The sequence below is a fragment of the Nocardioides sp. genome, from assembly GCF_016462705.1.
Taxonomy (GTDB): Bacteria; Actinomycetota; Actinomycetes; order Propionibacteriales; family Nocardioidaceae; genus Nocardioides.
In genome coordinates, this window is the sequence record NZ_JAEMSS010000093.1 from 1 (window position 1) to 16,492 (window position 16,492).

16 protein-coding genes and 2 tRNA genes are annotated in these 16,492 nt (G+C 73.0%); 12 read left to right on the plus strand and 6 right to left on the minus strand.

The features are described 5' to 3' along the window. Positions 1-921: M23 family metallopeptidase (locus JHD21_RS12745; RefSeq protein ID WP_292675763.1), on the minus strand; the 921-nt coding region annotated here is incomplete at its 3' end. Positions 922-1,371: 450 nt separating this feature from the next. Between JHD21_RS12745 and sucC the strand changes: the two genes are divergently transcribed. Both sucC and sucD read left to right on the plus strand, forming a co-directional pair. Continuing rightward, complete coding sequence (gene sucC, locus JHD21_RS12750; RefSeq protein WP_292675766.1) at positions 1,372-2,538, plus strand: ADP-forming succinate--CoA ligase subunit beta; 1,167 nt, start codon at positions 1,372-1,374, stop codon at positions 2,536-2,538. 26 nt (positions 2,539-2,564) lie between these two features. Continuing rightward, positions 2,565-3,458 (plus strand): succinate--CoA ligase subunit alpha, encoded by an 894-nt coding sequence (gene sucD, locus JHD21_RS12755; RefSeq protein ID WP_292675769.1) that lies wholly within the window; start codon positions 2,565-2,567, stop codon positions 3,456-3,458. 42 nt (positions 3,459-3,500) lie between these two features. Here the strand turns inward: sucD and JHD21_RS12760 are convergent, their stop codons facing one another. Both JHD21_RS12760 and JHD21_RS12765 read right to left on the minus strand, forming a co-directional pair. Next, entirely contained in the window at positions 3,501-3,803 is a 303-nt protein-coding gene (locus JHD21_RS12760; RefSeq protein WP_292675772.1) for a hypothetical protein, read from the minus strand. Between the two features lie 211 nt (positions 3,804-4,014). Further along, entirely contained in the window at positions 4,015-4,341 is a 327-nt protein-coding gene (locus JHD21_RS12765) for a hypothetical protein (RefSeq protein ID WP_292675774.1), read from the minus strand. Between the two features lie 201 nt (positions 4,342-4,542). Here JHD21_RS12765 and JHD21_RS12770 point away from each other — a divergent pair, with 201 nt between their 5' ends. Then, positions 4,543-5,124, plus strand: coding sequence for a sigma-70 family RNA polymerase sigma factor (locus JHD21_RS12770; RefSeq protein ID WP_292675777.1), 582 nt, complete (start codon positions 4,543-4,545; stop codon positions 5,122-5,124). After that, complete coding sequence (locus JHD21_RS12775) at positions 5,121-5,567, plus strand: hypothetical protein (protein ID WP_292675779.1); 447 nt, start codon at positions 5,121-5,123, stop codon at positions 5,565-5,567. Before JHD21_RS12770 ends, JHD21_RS12775 begins: the two co-directional genes overlap by 4 nt. An 18-nt stretch (positions 5,568-5,585) precedes the next feature. On the opposite strand, the gene JHD21_RS12780 is transcribed toward JHD21_RS12775, so the two are convergent. After that, positions 5,586-6,974, minus strand: coding sequence for a S8/S53 family peptidase (locus JHD21_RS12780; protein WP_292675780.1), 1,389 nt, complete (start codon positions 6,972-6,974; stop codon positions 5,586-5,588). 117 nt (positions 6,975-7,091) lie between these two features. Between JHD21_RS12780 and JHD21_RS12785 the strand changes: the two genes are divergently transcribed. Further along, positions 7,092-9,626: a CHAT domain-containing tetratricopeptide repeat protein gene (locus JHD21_RS12785; protein WP_292675783.1), complete on the plus strand. Its 2,535-nt coding sequence runs from the start codon at positions 7,092-7,094 to the stop codon at positions 9,624-9,626. Positions 9,627-9,634: 8 nt separating this feature from the next. Here JHD21_RS12785 and JHD21_RS12790 read toward each other — a convergent pair whose 3' ends face one another. Both JHD21_RS12790 and JHD21_RS12795 read right to left on the minus strand, forming a co-directional pair. After that, positions 9,635-11,752 carry a carboxypeptidase regulatory-like domain-containing protein gene (locus JHD21_RS12790; RefSeq protein WP_292675784.1) on the minus strand — a complete coding sequence of 706 codons (2,118 nt, stop codon included), beginning with the start codon at positions 11,750-11,752 and terminating at the stop codon, positions 9,635-9,637. Positions 11,753-11,785: 33 nt separating this feature from the next. Beyond that, positions 11,786-12,073: an antibiotic biosynthesis monooxygenase family protein gene (locus JHD21_RS12795; RefSeq protein WP_292675786.1), complete on the minus strand. Its 288-nt coding sequence runs from the start codon at positions 12,071-12,073 to the stop codon at positions 11,786-11,788. 62 nt (positions 12,074-12,135) lie between these two features. Between JHD21_RS12795 and JHD21_RS12800 the strand changes: the two genes are divergently transcribed. The 7 genes from JHD21_RS12800 to JHD21_RS12830 all read left to right on the plus strand — a co-directional run bounded on the left by JHD21_RS12800 (position 12,136) and on the right by JHD21_RS12830 (position 16,368). Continuing rightward, positions 12,136-12,756, plus strand: a complete 621-nt coding sequence (locus tag JHD21_RS12800) for a LysE family translocator (RefSeq protein WP_292675788.1) — start codon at positions 12,136-12,138, stop codon at positions 12,754-12,756. Then, positions 12,756-13,637 (plus strand): alpha/beta hydrolase, encoded by an 882-nt coding sequence (locus JHD21_RS12805; RefSeq protein WP_292675791.1) that lies wholly within the window; start codon positions 12,756-12,758, stop codon positions 13,635-13,637. The genes JHD21_RS12800 and JHD21_RS12805 overlap by 1 nt, the downstream gene beginning before the upstream one ends. A 19-nt stretch (positions 13,638-13,656) precedes the next feature. Further along, the gene (locus JHD21_RS12810; protein ID WP_292675794.1) at positions 13,657-14,163 is read left to right on the plus strand and encodes a ribose-5-phosphate isomerase; all 507 of its coding nucleotides are present in this window, start codon (positions 13,657-13,659) and stop codon (positions 14,161-14,163) included. Further along, positions 14,156-14,989, plus strand: a complete 834-nt coding sequence (locus JHD21_RS12815; RefSeq protein WP_292675796.1) for a DNA-formamidopyrimidine glycosylase family protein — start codon at positions 14,156-14,158, stop codon at positions 14,987-14,989. The genes JHD21_RS12810 and JHD21_RS12815 overlap by 8 nt, the downstream gene beginning before the upstream one ends. A gap of 45 nt (positions 14,990-15,034) precedes the next feature. After that, positions 15,035-16,087, plus strand: a complete 1,053-nt coding sequence (locus JHD21_RS12820) for a PP2C family protein-serine/threonine phosphatase (protein ID WP_292675798.1) — start codon at positions 15,035-15,037, stop codon at positions 16,085-16,087. A gap of 99 nt (positions 16,088-16,186) precedes the next feature. Beyond that, a tRNA-Gly gene (locus tag JHD21_RS12825) sits at positions 16,187-16,260 on the plus strand. 35 nt (positions 16,261-16,295) lie between these two features. Then, positions 16,296-16,368: transfer RNA gene (locus JHD21_RS12830), tRNA-Pro, on the plus strand. The last annotated feature ends 124 nt before the right edge of the window (positions 16,369-16,492 follow it).

Consider the following 16,492-nt stretch of genomic DNA (forward strand, 5'->3'; position numbering starts at 1 on the left):
CAGGTGCGAGCCGGTCACGTTGCCGGTCGCGCCGACCGTGCCGATGACCTCGCCGCCGCGGACGACGTCGCCGACGCTGACTCCGATGGTGGTCTGGTGGCAGTACCAGATCTCGGTGCCGTCCTCGAGCGTGACGACGGTCTTGTTGCCGTAGGCGCCGTCGTAGCCGGTCTCGGTGACGGTGCCGTTGGCCACGGCCATGATCGGGTCCCCGGTGTCGCCGTTGAAGTCGAGACCGGTGTGGTAGCTCGACCACAGGCCGTACTGGCCGAAGCGCGCGGTCAGCGCGACGCTGTCGAGGGGGTACTGCCACAGGTTCTTGGCGATGACCTTGGCGTAGCTCTCGGCCTGGTTGGCGAGGTCTCGCTGCGCGCCGGCGTACTGCGCGTACTGCTCGGTCACCGCCTCCGGCAGGGGCGTGCCGGCGGCGTCCGCCTTGGCCCGGTCCGCGCCGTCGCGGCTGGTGATGTCGTCGCGGGCGCCGACGACCTTGCCGACGTTGCTGTCGCCGCTGAGCGCGGAGGCGTAGACGGGACCCCGCGGAGCCGAGCTGGTCGGCGCCTGGTCGGGGACGGTGAGCACGCCGCCGACGGAGACGGCCAGGGCCGCGATGCCGAGCACGACCGGGGCCGAGGGCAGCGACTTGAACAGCGGGCCGCGCGACCCGGCGTGCTTGACGGCCCGGCGCTTGCCCGGCTGGACGGGCCGGTCGTTGACGTAGGTGGTGACCGACGTCTGGGGGTCGGCCTCGGCGGCGGCCAGGGGTGCGGCCTGGGCGTCGGGCTCGGGCTGCGGCCGGCGGATGGTCAGCCGGGCGGTCTCCTCGTGCTCGAAGCCCGTCGTCTGGTCGACCGGTTCGAGCGACTCGAGCACGCGGGCGACGTGGTCGTCACTGACGAGGTGGGCCTCGTGGGTTTCCACCTCGGGTGACGCGGGTACCGCTGCCCTGCGCTTCCCGACGTACGCCGTCCTGGCTGCTTCTGCCTCGATGGCCGCGACCGTGAGAGACGTGGTGCTGCTGGGCGAATCGACCGGAACGGCAGCCATCCTGCGCCCGGGGGTCACCGGGGTCACTGAGCCGGCGCGCGCCGTTGTCGGCACGTCTGCTCGGTGGTGACCCACGAATTGACCTCTTGCGTTGGCATCGGGAACGGGCAGGCGGAGCCCCAGACGATAACGGATTGACAACGGGGTCCGAAATCGGGTGCTCGCGTGTTGTGGAACGAGGCGGCGCGGACCCCGGTTATGCCTCGGCGCGGACAGGTGGCCTGCATCACGTCGCCCCGGGCGGTCTCGTCGGCCACCGCCTGCCGGACTAGGGTGCCCCGGGAAACCGACGCGTGAACCGTCTCGAGAACAGGTGCAGACGCAGTGGACTTGATGGAGTACCAGGCGAAGGAGCTCTTTGCCAAGCACGGTGTGGTGACGACCCTGGGCGTGGTCGCCGAGACCGCCGAGGCCGCGAAGGCCGCGGCCGAGGAGCTCGGCGGGGTCACGGTCATCAAGGCCCAGGTCAAGGCCGGCGGTCGTGGCAAAGCCGGCGGGGTCAAGATCGCCAAGACCGCCGACGAGGCGTTCGAGCACGCGTCCAACATCCTCGGCATGGAGATCAAGGGCCTCGAGGTCAAGCGGGTGCTGGTCACCCCGGCCACGCCCCCGGAGGAGGAGTACTACTTCTCCTTCCTGCTCGACCGGTCCAACCGCCAGTACCTCTGCATCGCCTCCGTCGAGGGCGGGGTCGAGATCGAGGAGGTCGCCAAGACCAACCCCGACGCGGTCAAGAAGATCCCGATCGACCCCGGCGCCGGTGTCGACGCGGCCAAGGCGCGGGAGATCGCGACCGAGGCCAAGTTCCCCGAGCCGGTCTTCGAGCAGGCCGTGACGATGATCGAGGCGCTCTACACGGTCTTCGTCGAGGAGGACGCCACGCTCGTCGAGGTCAACCCGCTCGCGCGGCTGGCCGGCGACAAGCTCGAGGCGCTCGACGGCAAGGTGTCGCTCGACGACAACGCCTCCGAGGTGCGGCACCCGGACCACGAGGCGTTCGTCATCAAGGACGAGACCGACCCGCTCGAGGCCAAGGCCAAGGCCAAGGGCCTCAACTACGTCAAGCTCGACGGCCAGGTCGGGATCATCGGCAACGGCGCGGGCCTGGTCATGTCGACCCTCGACGTCGTGGCGTACGCCGGGGAGGCGCACGGCGGGGTCAAGCCGGCCAACTTCCTCGACATCGGCGGCGGCGCCAACGCCCAGGTGATGGCCGACGGCCTCGACGTGATCATCCACGACGAGCAGGTCAAGGCCGTCTTCGTGAACGTCTTCGGCGGCATCACCGCCTGCGACGAGGTCGCCAACGGCATCAAGGGGGCGCTGGAGATCCTCGGCGACGAGGCCACCAAGCCGATCGTCGTCCGCCTCGACGGCAACAGCGTCGAGGAGGGCCGTCGGATCCTCGACGAGCTCGACCACCCCCTGGTGACCCAGGTGCCCACGATGGACGGCGCGGCCGACAAGGCCGCCGAGCTCGCCAACGCCTGAGACGAAGACAAAGGGACGAACAAGAGATGTCGATCTACCTCAACAAGGACTCCAAGATCATCGTCCAGGGCATGACGGGCGGTATGGGCTCCAAGCACACCACCCTCATGATCGAGGCCGGCAGCAACATCGTGGGCGGCGTCAACGCCCGCAAGGCCGGCACCACGGTCGAGCTGGGCGGCCAGGAGCTGCCGGTCTACGGCAGCGTCAAGGAGGCGATGGCCGAGACCGGCGCGGACGTCTCGGTGGTCTTCGTGCCCCCGGCGTTCACCAAGGACGCCTGCCTCGAGGCCATCGACGCCGGCATCGGCCTGCTCGTGGTCATCACCGAGGGCGTGCCCGTGCAGGACACCGCCGAGGTCTGGTCCTACCTCCAGGGCCCCACCAACCACGGTGGCACCCGGATGATCGGCCCCAACTGCCCCGGCATCATCACGCCCGAGGAGTCGCTGGCCGGCATCACGCCGCACACGATCGCCGGCAAGGGCCCGATCGGGCTGGTCTCCAAGTCCGGCACGCTGACCTACCAGATGATGTACGAGCTCAAGGACCACGGCTTCTCCACGGCGATCGGCATCGGCGGTGACCCGATCGTGGGCACCACCCACATCGACGCCCTCGCGGCGTTCGAGGCGGACCCGGACACCAAGGCGATCGTCATGATCGGCGAGATCGGCGGGGACGCCGAGGAGCGGGCGGCGGCGTACATCAAGGACCACGTGACCAAGCCCGTCGTCGGCTACGTCGCCGGCTTCACCGCCCCGGAGGGCAAGACCATGGGCCACGCCGGCGCCATCGTCTCCGGCTCGTCCGGCACCGCGATCGCCAAGAAGGAGGCCCTCGAGGCCGTCGGCGTCAAGGTCGGCAAGACCCCGTCGGAGACCGCCGAGCTGATGCGGGAGATCCTGCAGGGGCTCTGAGCCTCCTGGGCCTCAGCTCCGGCTGACCCACGTCCGACGGCTTCAGGCGGCCTCGAGCTGGCCGTAGCGCCGCAGGATCCGCTCGAGGCCGGCATCGCTCTTGCGGATCCTCCGGACCAGAGCCGCGGTGCCGATGCTGGGTGGCAGGTCCTCGACCCGGATGAACGCCAGGCACTGGCGCCGGGTGGCCAGGGCGTCGAGGAGGCCGGCGCGGTCCCCGAAGTAGACCGCCCAGCTCGGCCGCCAGGGGAGCCTGCCGGTGAGGTCGTGGGCCGCGGCCGACTCGATCTCGCGGATGATCCGCACACGCTGGGCCTTGACGATGGTGGACGTGGGCATGCTCATGGGGGTGGTCCTTCCTCGTTGTCTCACCCGTCCGATGCTCGGATCAGGCGTCTGGTTCTCGGTGCGGCGGTTCTCGGGGTCGGCGCATGCCGGGGCGGCACCTCGGCGCGGCCGCCTGCAGCTGACGGCGGCGCCGAGGCGCGTTCGGGGTCGCTGCCCCACCCGGCGCTCCCCCCAAGCACAGCGCCGGGACGTTCCGGGGGTGGCCTGGTCAGGCGGCCTCGAGCGGGGGAGCAGGGCCCCGGCCCTCGGGGAGACCGACCAGGCCGTGGGACTCGAGGATGCGGAGCACCCCCGCGTGGGTGCGGCGCAGCCGGCGTTCGGTCTCCCGGACCCGCTCCGGACTGGTGAGCTCGTCGAGTTGGACGTCGCACATCCGGTCCCAGCGCTCCCGCAGGGCGACCAGCAGGCCGGCGCGGTCACCGAAGGACCCGGACCAGGACTCGCGCCACGGAAGGCGGCCGCTCATGTCGGCGGCGGCCGTCGCCTCGACCTCGCGGAGGATCCGGAGGCGCTCGTGGGTCTCGTGCCAGGTCATCTCGGGTCCCTTCCGGAGGACGTACGGCGGGAGGTCCCGCCGGCTCGATAGGAAGGAGCAGCCGGTGGTCGCGGTGATACGAGGCGGTCCGAGATTTCTTCCGACACGCCTCAGGTATCACTGAGGGTGGCTCGATGCTCTGACCTACGAGACGATGCCACCCACGCCGCGCTCGCGGCGCGGGTGGAGGGAGGTCGGCGGGTGTCTACGTCGGGCTCCCTGGCTGTCCTCGTCTCCCGAGCCCAGGAGGGAGACCAGGATGCGTGGGACGCGATCGTCGAGCGGTTCCTGCCGCTGGTCGGAGCCATCGCCCGGCAGCACCGGCTGTCGACCGCCGACGCGGACGACGTCGGGCAGACGGTGTGGCTGCGCCTGGTCGAGCACCTCGGGGCCCTGCGCGAGCCGGCGGCCCTCCCCGGGTGGATCCGCACCACCGCCCGCAACGAGTGCCTGCGGCTGCTCGCCGCACGCGGCCGGACCCGGGTGGTCGACCCGCAGGCCGGTGGCCTGGACACCGTCACCGACGACCTCACCGACGCGGAGCTGCTCGCGGCCGAGCGCCGCCAGGCGCTGCGCGACGCCCTCGCGGAGCTGCCCGAGGGGCGCCGTGAGCTGCTGCTCCTGCTGCTCGTCGACCCGCCGTTGGCGTACGAGGAGATCAGCCGCCGGCTCGGGATCCCGATCGGCAGCATCGGTCCCACCCGGGCCCGCGCCTTCGCCCAGCTGCGCGACACCGAGGCGCTGCGCAGCGTCGGACCAGACAGCACGGGGGACCGCTCATGACCGCCTGGGATGACCTGACCGACGACCAGCTGCTCGCCGAGCTGGGCGAGGCGGTGGCCGAGGCCGCCCTGGTGACCGACCGGCAGCGGGAGGCCGCCCGGGCCGCCTTCACCTGGCGCACCGTCGACGCCGAGCTGGCCGAGCTCCTGCACGACTCGGCGCTCGAAGCCAGCGCCGTGCGCGGCGACGACGCGGCCCGCACGCTGTCCTTCGCCAGCGGGCCGCTCACGCTCGAGGTCGAGGTCGACGGTGACGCGGTCATGGGCCAGGTCGTCGGTGCGGCCACCGACTCGGTCCTGATGCAGCGCTCGATCGCCGACGACCAGCCACTGCCCGTCGACCCGTCGGGCTTCTTCCGGGTCGAGGGCGTCGCGCCCGGCCCGGTCAGGTTCGTGGTCCAGGCGGGGGACTGGACGCTCACCAGCCCCTGGGTCGCGATCTGACCCGTCGCGTCGACGGGCTCAGGCGAACGGCGTCCCGACCGCCACGCTGCTCCCGGCCACCGCACTGGTGAAGGGCACCCCCGCCGCGACGATCGCGTCCCGGGCGGCCCGCGCGGAGACTCCGTGCTCGCTCATGTAGGCGGCGATCGAGCCGGTCACGACCGGCGTCGCGAACGAGGTTCCACTCCACTGTGCCAGGCCGGTGAAGCTGCGTACCTCGCCCGCGTGGGCCGGCTCGACGCAGGTGTAGGTACCGGTGGGGTAGGCGTTGACCAGGTCGCGCCCGTGGGCGTACACGTCGACCCAGTCCCCGAAGTTCGAGAAGTCCGACACAGTCATGTCGGGGTCCAGCGCGCCGACCGACAGCACCCAGTCGTAGGCCGCGGGCCAGAACGGACGGTCGCTGGAGTCGTTGCCGGCCGCGGCCACGACCAGCACCGCGCTCTCGCCCTCGTGCAGCTCGTGCGCCTCCGCGAGCCGTTCGAACCCGAGCAGGCCGAGGTCGCGCCGGGTGTAGGCGCCGGCGGAGATCGAGATGATGTCGGGCTCGTCCTTGTCCGTCAGTGCCTCGTTGAGCTCCCGGGTGATCGCGGACTCGTAGACCGCCCCCGCCTTGGTGAGCACGCCCTCGACCTCGATGTACGTCGCCGGCGCCAGGCACCGGATCACGCCCGCCACGAAGGTGCCGTGTCCCGCGTAGGGGTGGATCGCGGCCGGGTTCACCGTCTCGAGGTCACCCTCGATGCCGCCGGCCAGCCACGGGGACTCGGGGTTGGTCTCGGCCGGGGCGTACCAGCCGGTGTCGACGACCGAGACGCGGACTCCCTTGCCTGCGCTCATGTTCTTGGTCAGTGCCGGCGACGGACCCCTGCCGAGCGGGATCTCGGGCTCGGTGGCGGGGCACATCTTCCCGGTGCCGCGCACGGCGATGTGAACGATGTGGTCGGGACGGACGACCCCCTCGCCGAGGGCCTCGTCGATCTCGGCCAGGGACCGGTGCACGTCGGCCGCGCCCGAGTCGACGCGGGCGGGGAGCTCGTAGGTGACCAGGTCGCCCACCAGCTCTCCGAGCACCCGGCCGCGATCGCGGTAGCCGTCCTTTCGCTGGTCCAGGAATTCATCGAGCCTGGAGACGTCCTCGGCCCTGACCAGGACCCGTTGCGGGTGGCAGAGGTAGCGCTCGTCCTTGCCGTGACCGTCGTCGACCGGCAGGCCGCCGACCCCGTCCTTGCCGAACGCCTCGAGCACGAGCTTCAGCTGGGCCCGCGACGTCGCCTCGTCGAGGTCCTGCCGCGGCGTCTCCGGGTGGGACTCCGTCCGCCAGCGGACGAAGAGCCGCCTGAGCGACCGCAGGAGACGGGAGAGGGGACCTGACCGGGGGCCGGTCGTGCCATCTGGTTCCACCATGGACGTTCCTCCGAGCCGAGCGCGAGAATGCAGAGGCGGGTGGGCGGAGGGCCAACGTAGTCGTCGGTGCGAGCCTCGGTAAATGGCAAACGTGGCTGAACAGGAGCTGTGCGTGTGGTGGAGGACCTGCTCGCCCTCGCCCTGAGCGACCCTGGGGCGGCCGAGGCCCGCGCCCGCCAGGTGACCGCGGTCAGCAGCGACCCGCACGACCGGTCGACGGCGCACCAAGCGCTGGGCATCGCGCTACGAGACCAAGGGCGGCTCGAGCCGGCATTGGAGGAGCTGCGGGCCGCGCTGGTGTGGGCGCGGCGAGGCGGTGACAGCGGTCGGCTTGCCGACGTCCACGCGACCTACGGCGGGACCCTGGTCATCGCAGGCCGCTCCCGGAGCGGACTGAGACAGCTCGACCGAGCGGTCCGGGTGGCTCCGACCCCGATGACTCTCCTCCGCCGCGGCATCGCCTTGTTGCTCGTGGGCCGGCACCGGGAGTCGGAAGCGGACCTGGTGGCCGCCCTCGACGGCTTCCGCGCCGTACACGAGCCCGTCGGAGAAGCGCGGGCCCAGCACAACCTCGGCTACCTGGCGCTGACGGCGGGGCGGGTCGACGACGCCGAGCGACACACCACCGCCGCCGCCGAGCTCTTCGCCCGGAGCGGCCTCGAGGTCGAGGCGCTCCTGGCTCGGCAGAACCTGGGCGAGATCGCCTACGCGCGTGGCGACCTGCCGCGAGCCCTGGCGGTCTACGCGGAGGTCGCGCGCGAGTACGACGTCCTCGGGCAGGAGCTGCGCGACATCCGCCCCCACCTGGCGACGGCGCGGTGCCAGGCCTACCTGGCGGCCGGTCTGGTGGCGGAGGCAGCCGCGGTCGTCGACGCCGAGCTGGCCGTCCCCGACACGAACGCGGTCGACCGGGCGACCCTGCAGATGCGGGGTGCCCAGGCGCGGCTCGACGGGGCAGAGCCCGAGCTGGCGCTCGTCCTGGGCTACGCCGCCCGCGACGCGTTCCGCAAGCACGACGATTCGTGGTACGAGACCCGGGCCCGACTGGTCCTGGTCCGGGCCTCCGCCCGCCTCGGGCGCGGAGGCCGGCGCACGGCCGGCGAGGCGGTGCGGGTCGCGGACCTGCTGGATGCCGAGCGGGCGGACGAGGCTCCGGTCGCCCTGATCGTCGCCTCACGGATAGCCGACGCTGACAGGCGGCCGGCCTTGCTCGCCCGCGCGGCGGCGTACCGCACCCGGCGCACTGACCTGGTCCGGGCGAGCGGGTGGCTGGCGCACGGGCTGGAGCGGGAGCTCTCGGGTGACCGCGGCGGCGTGCTGCGAGCCTGTGGCCGCGGGTTGGCCGCCCTGGACGACCATCGTCGTCTGCTCGGGAGCACCGAGCTGCGGGCGCTGGCCACCGGGCACGGCACCGAGCTCGCGGCACTCGCGCTGCGGCACGCCGCCGACCAACCCCGCTCGCTGCTGCGGTGGAGCGAGCGTTGGCGGAGCACGGCCCTGGCGCAGGCCCCGGTCACCCCGGGCGGTCGGCCGGTCGTCGAGTCCCTGGTGGCACTGCGCGACGTGACTCGCCGGCTTTCGGAGGCACGTGTCGAAGGGGAGCCGACCGAGGACCTCGAGAAGGAGCGGTCCCGGCTCGAGCGCGTCGTGCGGGCCGAGCACCACCAGGTGGCGGGCCGGGCCGACGAGACGCCGGCCATCGACGTCGACGAGCTCGTGGGCCGCGTGGGCGACGGGACCCTCGTCGAGCTGGTGGACGTGGACGGCGTGCTGCATGTCCTGCTCGTCCACCGCGGGCGCGTGCGCAGGTACGTCGCGGGCACCAGCGCCGACGCTCTGGCGCTGGCCGAGTCAGCGCGGTTCCTGCTGCGCCGCAGCGCCCGCGGCCGGCCCTACGCCCCGGGCGACCTCGGCACCCGGCTCGAGCAGGTGCTGCTCGGCGACGCGGCCCGGTTGCTGCCGGAGGGGCCGGTCGTGGTGGCGCCGACCGCGCGCCTGCACGGCGTCCCGTGGGCATTGCTGCCGGTACTGGCCGGCCGTCCGTTCGGGGTGGTCCCCAGTGCCGCCCAGTGGCTGCGGGCCCGGGACGCCCGGCCGCGCCACGACGGCGGGGTCGCCTTGCTCGCCGGGCCCGGGCTCGGCACGGGTGGCGCCGAGGTCCCGGTGCTGGCCAGGCGGCATCCGGACGCCGTACACCTGACGGGGGAGGCCGCCACCGTGGACGCCGCGCTCTCCGCGCTCGACGGCGCCCGGCTCGCGCACGTCGCGGCGCACGGCCGGTTCCGGGCCGACAGCCCGCTCTTCTCCGCGCTGGACATGGCCGACGGACCCTTGACCGTCCATGACCTCGAGCGGCTCACGGCGGCGCCGCACCGGGTGGTGCTGTCGGCCTGCGAGTCGGGTGTGCTGGCGCCGGTCGGCGCCGACGAGCTGCTCGGGTTGGCGTCGGCCCTCTTCGCCCTGGGCTCGGCCGGGCTGGTGTGCAGCGTCGCCGAGGTCAACGACGTAGCCACGGCGGAGCTGATGGTCGACCTGCACGCGCACCTCGACCGTGGCGCCGACCCGGCCACCGCCCTGCACGCACTGCGTCAGGGCGCCGAGGGGGACGTGGCCGCGGCCACCGCCGCGGCGTTCGTCTCCCTCGGCGTCTGAGCGCCGTCCTAGCGCGAGCCGGCGTCCAGCCCGCGCACCAGCACCTTGATCACCCCGAGGTCGAGCACCTGCTTGCCCGTGAGCGTGAAGCGCTTGGCCTTGGCGGTCAGCCAGTACGGCGTGCCCGCCTCGGCCAGCCGGGCCGAGGACACCAGGGTGTCGGGGATCAGCGTGTCCGGGTGCTCCTCGTAGAGCGCGTCGAGGTCGAGCAGCCGCCCGACCGCGGCGCCCTTGTGCAGCCGCTCGACCCGGAACGGCTTGCCGGGCTTCTGCGGCCCCGACACGGTCGGGAAGAGCCACGACTGGGGGCCGCTGTCGTAGACGCGGAACCCGATCGGGGCGATGACGGGCAGGCCGTTGGAGGCGTACTTCATCCGACCCGTGACCGAGGCGCCCTTGGGGGCGATGAAGTCGGTCGTGGTGGCCCCGGCGACGGTCACCGTGTGCAGGGTGGTCGCGATGTTGCCGCCGTGGGCGGTGCCCTTGTCCCCCCGGTCGCGGTACGACGTCGTCTGGAGGACGCTGTAGGTGCCGGGCACCATCCCGTACGCCGTGTAGGCGCCGCCCTTGGTCGCGGCCTCGGTCCAGTTCAGCGCCATCGGGGTGACCTGGTCGCCGACCTCGTGCGACTCCCGCAGCCACGGGTCCTGCGGGAGGGCCGTGATCTTGAGCTGCGAGCCCTTGTTGATCCGCCCGGTCAGGGCGATCGAGGCCTGGTCGAGGGCGACCGGGCCCAGGTTGGTGTCGGAGCCCGCCAGGACGTCCAGGTTGCGCTGGGTCCAGGGGAAGTCGGTCTCCTTCGGTGGCGCGAACGGGAACGCCGCCTTGCGGACGTAGAGCTTGTACTGCTCGGCGGGCAGGCCGCGGAAGACGATCTGGCCGCCCGGCTCCTCGGCCGGGTCGCCCTGGTAGACCTTCATCACGCGCCCGGCCTGGTTGCGCAGCTCGGCCGCGATGGGCGGGGTCCCGGCCGGGACGGTGAACCTCACCGTGGCACCGGGGTCCAGCGCGAGGTCGACGGTCTTCGGCACCGTCTCCTCGAGGGTGACCGGCTTGTTCTGGGCCACGTAGTCGGAGAAGCCGACCGAGGTCCGCACCGTGTAGCTGCCGGGCTTCAGCGACGTGATCGCGTACTGCCCGGCCTCGTCGGTGACCACGCCCGCGGCGAACCGCTCGTTCTCGTCCAGGAGCGCCACGAACACGTCGGCGACCGGGCTGCCGCCCGACGTCACGGTGCCGCGGACGACGCCGGCGTGCCGGGTCCGGAACGACAGGTGCTTGATCTTGCCGGGCTTGAGCTTGAGCTTGTCCGAGCGGAAGCCCGGCACGGTGAAGTCGTTGCGCAGACCCGGGTCCTTGTCGACCTCGACCCGGTAGGTGCCGCCGGCGACCTCGAAGCGGTACTTGCCCTTCTCGTCGGTGAACGCCCGGTCGGCGACGCTGTCGTCGCCGCGCAGGAGGTAGACCATCTGGTTCGCGCCGCCCTTGAACGTGCCGGCGAGCACGGCCGACGGCTTCACGGTGACCTCACCGATCGACCGGGACGGCTTGCGGGGCGGGAACATCGAGGTCTGGCGCAGCCAGCTCACGGTCGTCCCGCCGGGTCCGACGTACGACGGCGCGAAGCTCTTCACGACCGGGTCCGTGCTGCACTCGACCGCGCCGGCCTCGGCGGCGCAGATCCGGACCAGGTAGCGCTCGGTGAGCTGGGGCAGCCGGAAGAACCCGTTCGCCGTGGTCCTGGTGACGACCCGCTCCTCCTCGCTGAAGTCGACGGGCAGACCCAGGTCGGAGTAGCGGACGCCGTAGACCAGCGCCTGCTTGACCGGCTTGCCGCCGGGACCGATCACCCGGCCGGTGACGAACCCGCTGGTGGGCGCGGGCTGGGGGGCCGCCCGGTCCGACCGGGTGTCCGCGCGGTCCGCGGTCCCCGCCAGCGGTGGGGGGCTGGAGTAGTAGGTGGCGTCCCAGGTGCGGGACTCGGCGGCGGGAGCCGAGGCCCCAGCCGCGACGGGCGGCGCCGCGACCGGCGCGGTCGCGGGGGCAGGGCTGGCCGCGGCCAGTCCGGCGGACACCAGAGCGGGGACCAGGAGCAGTGCGGTGCGGGCGAGGCGGGAGCGGGTCACGCGGAGGATTGTGACCGAGGAAGCCGGTTCCCGCTACGACAACTCGCGCGTCGCCGCGATGTCGTACTCGCTGACCGACAGCTCACGGATGGCGGCACCCTGCTCGTCGGGGACCCCTGCGCCCCGGAACGCCTCGACCGCCTCCTGGGAGACCCAGCGCTCGAGGATGTTGACCCGCCCGGCGTCGACGAGGTCGGCGGAGATGGCGAAGTCGAGGCAGCCGTCGGCTCCGCGGGCGGCGTCGACCACGGCGACGCAGCCGCGCAGGTAGGCGTCCCGCTCGGCCGCGTCCACGAGCAGGTGTCCAGCGACGATGACCATGCCCGTACCGACCGGCGGAATCCGGCAGGCTCATCGGCCGGCGAAGGATTAGCCTGCGCGAGGTGACCTGGACGTTCTTCCTCACCGCCCTCGTGATCTGCGTGACCCCCGGGACCGGGGCGCTGTTCACGCTCGCCGCCGCCCTGGGCCGGGGTGCCCGGGCCGGGCTGCTGGCGGCGTTCGCCTGCACCATTGCCACCGTCCCGCACCTCCTGGCCGCCGTGACCGGCCTCGCCGCGCTGCTCCAGGCGAGCGGCGTGGCCTTCCAGGTCGTCAAGTACGCCGGCGTCGCCTACCTGCTCTGGATGGCCTGGTCGACCTGGCGGGACACCGGCGCGCTGCGCATCGACGCCGCCGACGGCGCGGCCAGCGTGCGGTCCGTGATCGTGTCGGGCATCGGGGTCAACCTGCTCAACCCGAAGCTCACCATCTTCTTCTTCGCCTTCCTGCCGCAGTTCGTGCCGGCCGGGAGCGACAGCTCACTCGCCTGGATGCTCGGCCTCGGCGCCGTGTTCGTCGCGATGACCTTCGTCGTCTTCGCCGGCTACGCGCTCGCCGCGGCGGCGCTGCGCCACCAGGTGCTGGCCCGGCCGCGCGTCGTCCAGCGGGTCCGCCGCGGGTTCGCGGCCTGCTTCGTCGTGCTCAGCGGCCGGCTGGCCCTGGAGTCGCGGGGCACCGCCTGATGGCGCTCTATCCCGAGGCCCGGGCGGCGGTCGAGGCCGGTGCCGCGGACACCCCGGTGTGGACCGAGGGCTACGACATCGCCGCGGCCCGGGAGGCGAACCGGGCCGCCGCCCTGGCCGAGCCGCGGGAGGACGTCGGCGAGGTGCACGACCTCGACGCCGACGGGGTGCCGGTCCGGCTCTACCGCCCGGAGGGCGCGGAGCCGGGCGCCGTCGTGCACCTGCACGGCGGCGGGTTCGTCTTCCACGACGTGGACGTCCACGACGCGGGCTGCCGCCGGCTGGCCAACCGGGCGCGCCGCGCGGTCGTCAGCGTCGACTACCGGCGCCCGCCCGAGCACCGGTTCCCCGCCGCCCCGGACGACGTCGACACGGTGGTCGCCTGGCTCGACCGTGAGGCCGGCGGCCTGGGCCTGGCCGGGCCGGCGTACGTCCACGGCGACAGCGCCGGCGCCAACCTCGCGCTGGTGGCGGCGCTCCGGCACCCGGACCGGTTCGCGGGGGTCGTGCTGATCTACCCGTTCCTCGAGCCGCGTGCCGGCTTCGACTCCTACCGCACCGCGGCCGACGGGTTCGACCCGCGCGAGGCCGGCTGGTACTGGGAGCAGTACGCCGCGACGCCCGCCGACCTCGACCACCCGGACCTCGCGCCGCTCCGCTCGGACCGGCTCGGCACGCTCCCGCGGACCCTGGTCGTCACCGCGGAGCACGACCCGCTGCGCGACGAGGGCGAGGAGCTCGCGCGGCGGCTCGCCGAGGAGGGCGTGGCGGTCACGGCGACCCGCTACCTCGGGCAGGTGCACGGCTTCTGGCGGCACGACTCGGTGTTCCCGGCCGCCGGAGCGCTGATGACGCAGGTCGTCGGGTTCCTCGACCAGTGAGCCTGGAAGGATGGCCGCCATGCGCGTGCACCTGGGCTCCGACCACGCCGGCCTCGACCTGAAGGCGCACCTCGCCGGGTGGCTGACCGAGCACGGCTACGAGCCGGTCGACCACGGTCCGTTCGTCTTCGACGCGCTCGACGACTACCCGGTCTTCTGCCTGCGCGCCGCCGAGGCGGTCGCCCTCGAGCGGGCCGAGGGACTGGACAGCTTCGGCGTGGTGATCGGCGGCTCCGGCAACGGGGAGCAGATGGCCGCCAACAAGGTCGCCGGGATCCGCTGCGCGCTGGCGTGGTCGGAGGAGACCGCGTCGCTCGCCCGCGAGCACAACGACGCCCAGGTCGTCTCCGTGGGCGGCCGGATGCACTCGCTCTCGGACATGACCCGGTTCGTCGAGGTCTTCCTCACGACCGCGTTCAGCGGTGACGAGCGGCACGTGCGCAGGATCGGCCAGATGGCGTCGTACGAGCAGACCCGCGAGCTGCCGCCGCTGCCGGAGTCCGCATCTGGTGCGGCGAGTGCCTGAGGGGCACACCCTCCACCGACTGGCCACGGCCCTGGACGAGGCGTTCGCCGGGCAGCCGGTGCGGGCGAGCAGCCCGCAGGGTCGGTTCACCGAGTCCGCCGCGCTGGTCGACGGCCGGGTGCTCGAGTCGGCGCAGGCCTACGGCAAGCACCTGTTCCTGGTCTTCGGGGACGGCCCGGCCCTGGACGTCGTGCACGTCCACCTCGGGCTGTACGGGAGGTTCGACGTGCACCGCGACGTCACCGAGGTGCCCGACCCGGTCGGCCAGGTGCGACTGCGACTGACCGGCGCGGCGGCGTACGCCGACCTGCGCGGGGCCACGGCCTGCGAGCTGCTGACCGCGGCCGAGCGCGACGCCGTGCTGGCCCGGCTCGGGCCCGACCCGCTCCGGCCGGACGCCGACCCCGGTGTGGCGTGGGAGCGGGTCCGGCGCAGCCGGGCACCCGTCGCCGGGCTGCTGATGGACCAGAGCGTGGTGGCGGGGATCGGCAACGTCTATCGCGCGGAGCTGCTCTACCGGCATCGGGTCGACCCGTTCCGGCCGGGTCGCTCGCTGCGCGCCCGTCAGTGGCGGGAGATGTGGGACGACCTCGTCGCGCTGATGCAGGACGGGGTGCGTACCGGCCGGATCGACACCGTCCGCCCCGAGCACCTGACCGATGCGGAGCTCGAGCACGAGGGACCGCGGCGCGGCCACTCCTACGTCTACCGGAGGGCCGGGGAGCCGTGCCGCGTCTGCCACCGGCGGGTGCGCACCCAGGTGCTGCAGGCGCGCAACCTGTACTGGTGCGCCATGTGCCAGCGGCGCTACCGCGGCACGGCCTAGAGTGAGCGCGCCCCCGAACTGCACCCGCACAGGACCCGAGCACCCATGACCTGGACCCAGTCGCTGGCCCGGCGCGGGCTGTCGGTGCAGTCGCAGACCCTGGCCGCCCTGGTCGTGCTCAGCCTGGCCGTGCTGGTCGGGGTGATCATCAACGCCGAGGACGTGCCGTTCACGAGCCTGATGGTGCCCCTGCTGCTCGGCAGCATCCTCCTCGGGCCGCGACTGCTGCCGCGGTTCGTGCTCCTGGTCCTGGTCCTGGTCAGCCTGTCGCTGGCACTCCAGCCCGACCGGTCCCCGCGGATCTGGGGGGCGTTCGTCATCCAGGTGCTCATGTGCGTGATCGTGCTGCTCGCCGCCCTGCGCCGCGCCCGGCTCGGGGTCGGTCTGGCCGCAGGTGAGTCGATGTTCGTCGACCTGCGCGACCGGATCAGCCGGCAGACCGGGCTCGACGCCCTGCCTCGTGGCTGGCACGTCGAGACGGCCCTCGAGTCCGCCGGCGGAACGGCGTTCGCCGGCGACTTCCTGGTCGCCACCCGCCCCCTCCCGCATCGGCTGGAGGTCGCGCTGGTCGACGTGTCGGGGAAGGGCGAGGAGGCGGGCGTGCGGGCGCTCCTCCTCGCGGGGGCCTTCGGCGGCCTGCTGGGCGCGCTCCCGCCGGCGGCGTTCCTCCCCGCGGCCAACGACTACCTGCTCCGGCAGGACTGGGACGAAGGGTTCGCGACCGCGATCCACCTGTCCGTCGACCTGCGCAGCGGTGCGTTCGAGGTCTGGTCCGCCGGCCACCCGCCCGCCGCCGTCCGGCGGGCCGGGTCGGGGAGGTGGACCGCCCTCCAGACCGAGGGTCCCATCCTCGGTGTCGTCGACCAGGCGACGTTCACCCGCGAGGCCGGTGTCCTGGAGCGCGACGACACGATCCTGCTCTACACCGACGGCATGGTGGAGCGCCCGCGCAGTGACATCGACCTCGGCATCGACCGGATGCTGGGGGAGGCGGAGCAGGTGCTGCGCCGCGGGGTCGTGGGCTCGGCCCGGCGGCTCGTCGACAGCCTCGGGTCACGGTCGGACGACCGGGCCGTGCTGGTGCTCACGCGTGCGTGACGGTTGGGTTCCGGGGCCGCCGCTGTGGCACGATTGCGCCGCACGAGCGGCAACGCCGTGACTCCTCCGGGGGTCCACGGGGGCGGAGCCCCCGTGCGTGCGGATGTAGCTCAATGGTAGAGCCCCAGTCTTCCAAACTGGCTACGCGGGTTCGATTCCCGTCATCCGCTCCAAGCCGGGCACTGGCTGATGTCAGGGCCTTGTTTGGCGGGGCGTAGCGTAGTGGCTAGCGCGCCTGCTTTGGGAGCAGGAGACCGCAGGTTCGAGTCCTGTCGCCCCGACTAACGACCGAACGCTGTCCATCCGAGGAGAACAAGTGAAGAGCGCCGTCGAGACCTTGAGCCCGACCAGGGCCAAGCTGACCGTCGAGGTGCCCTTCGAGGAGCTCAAGCCGAGCCTCGACGC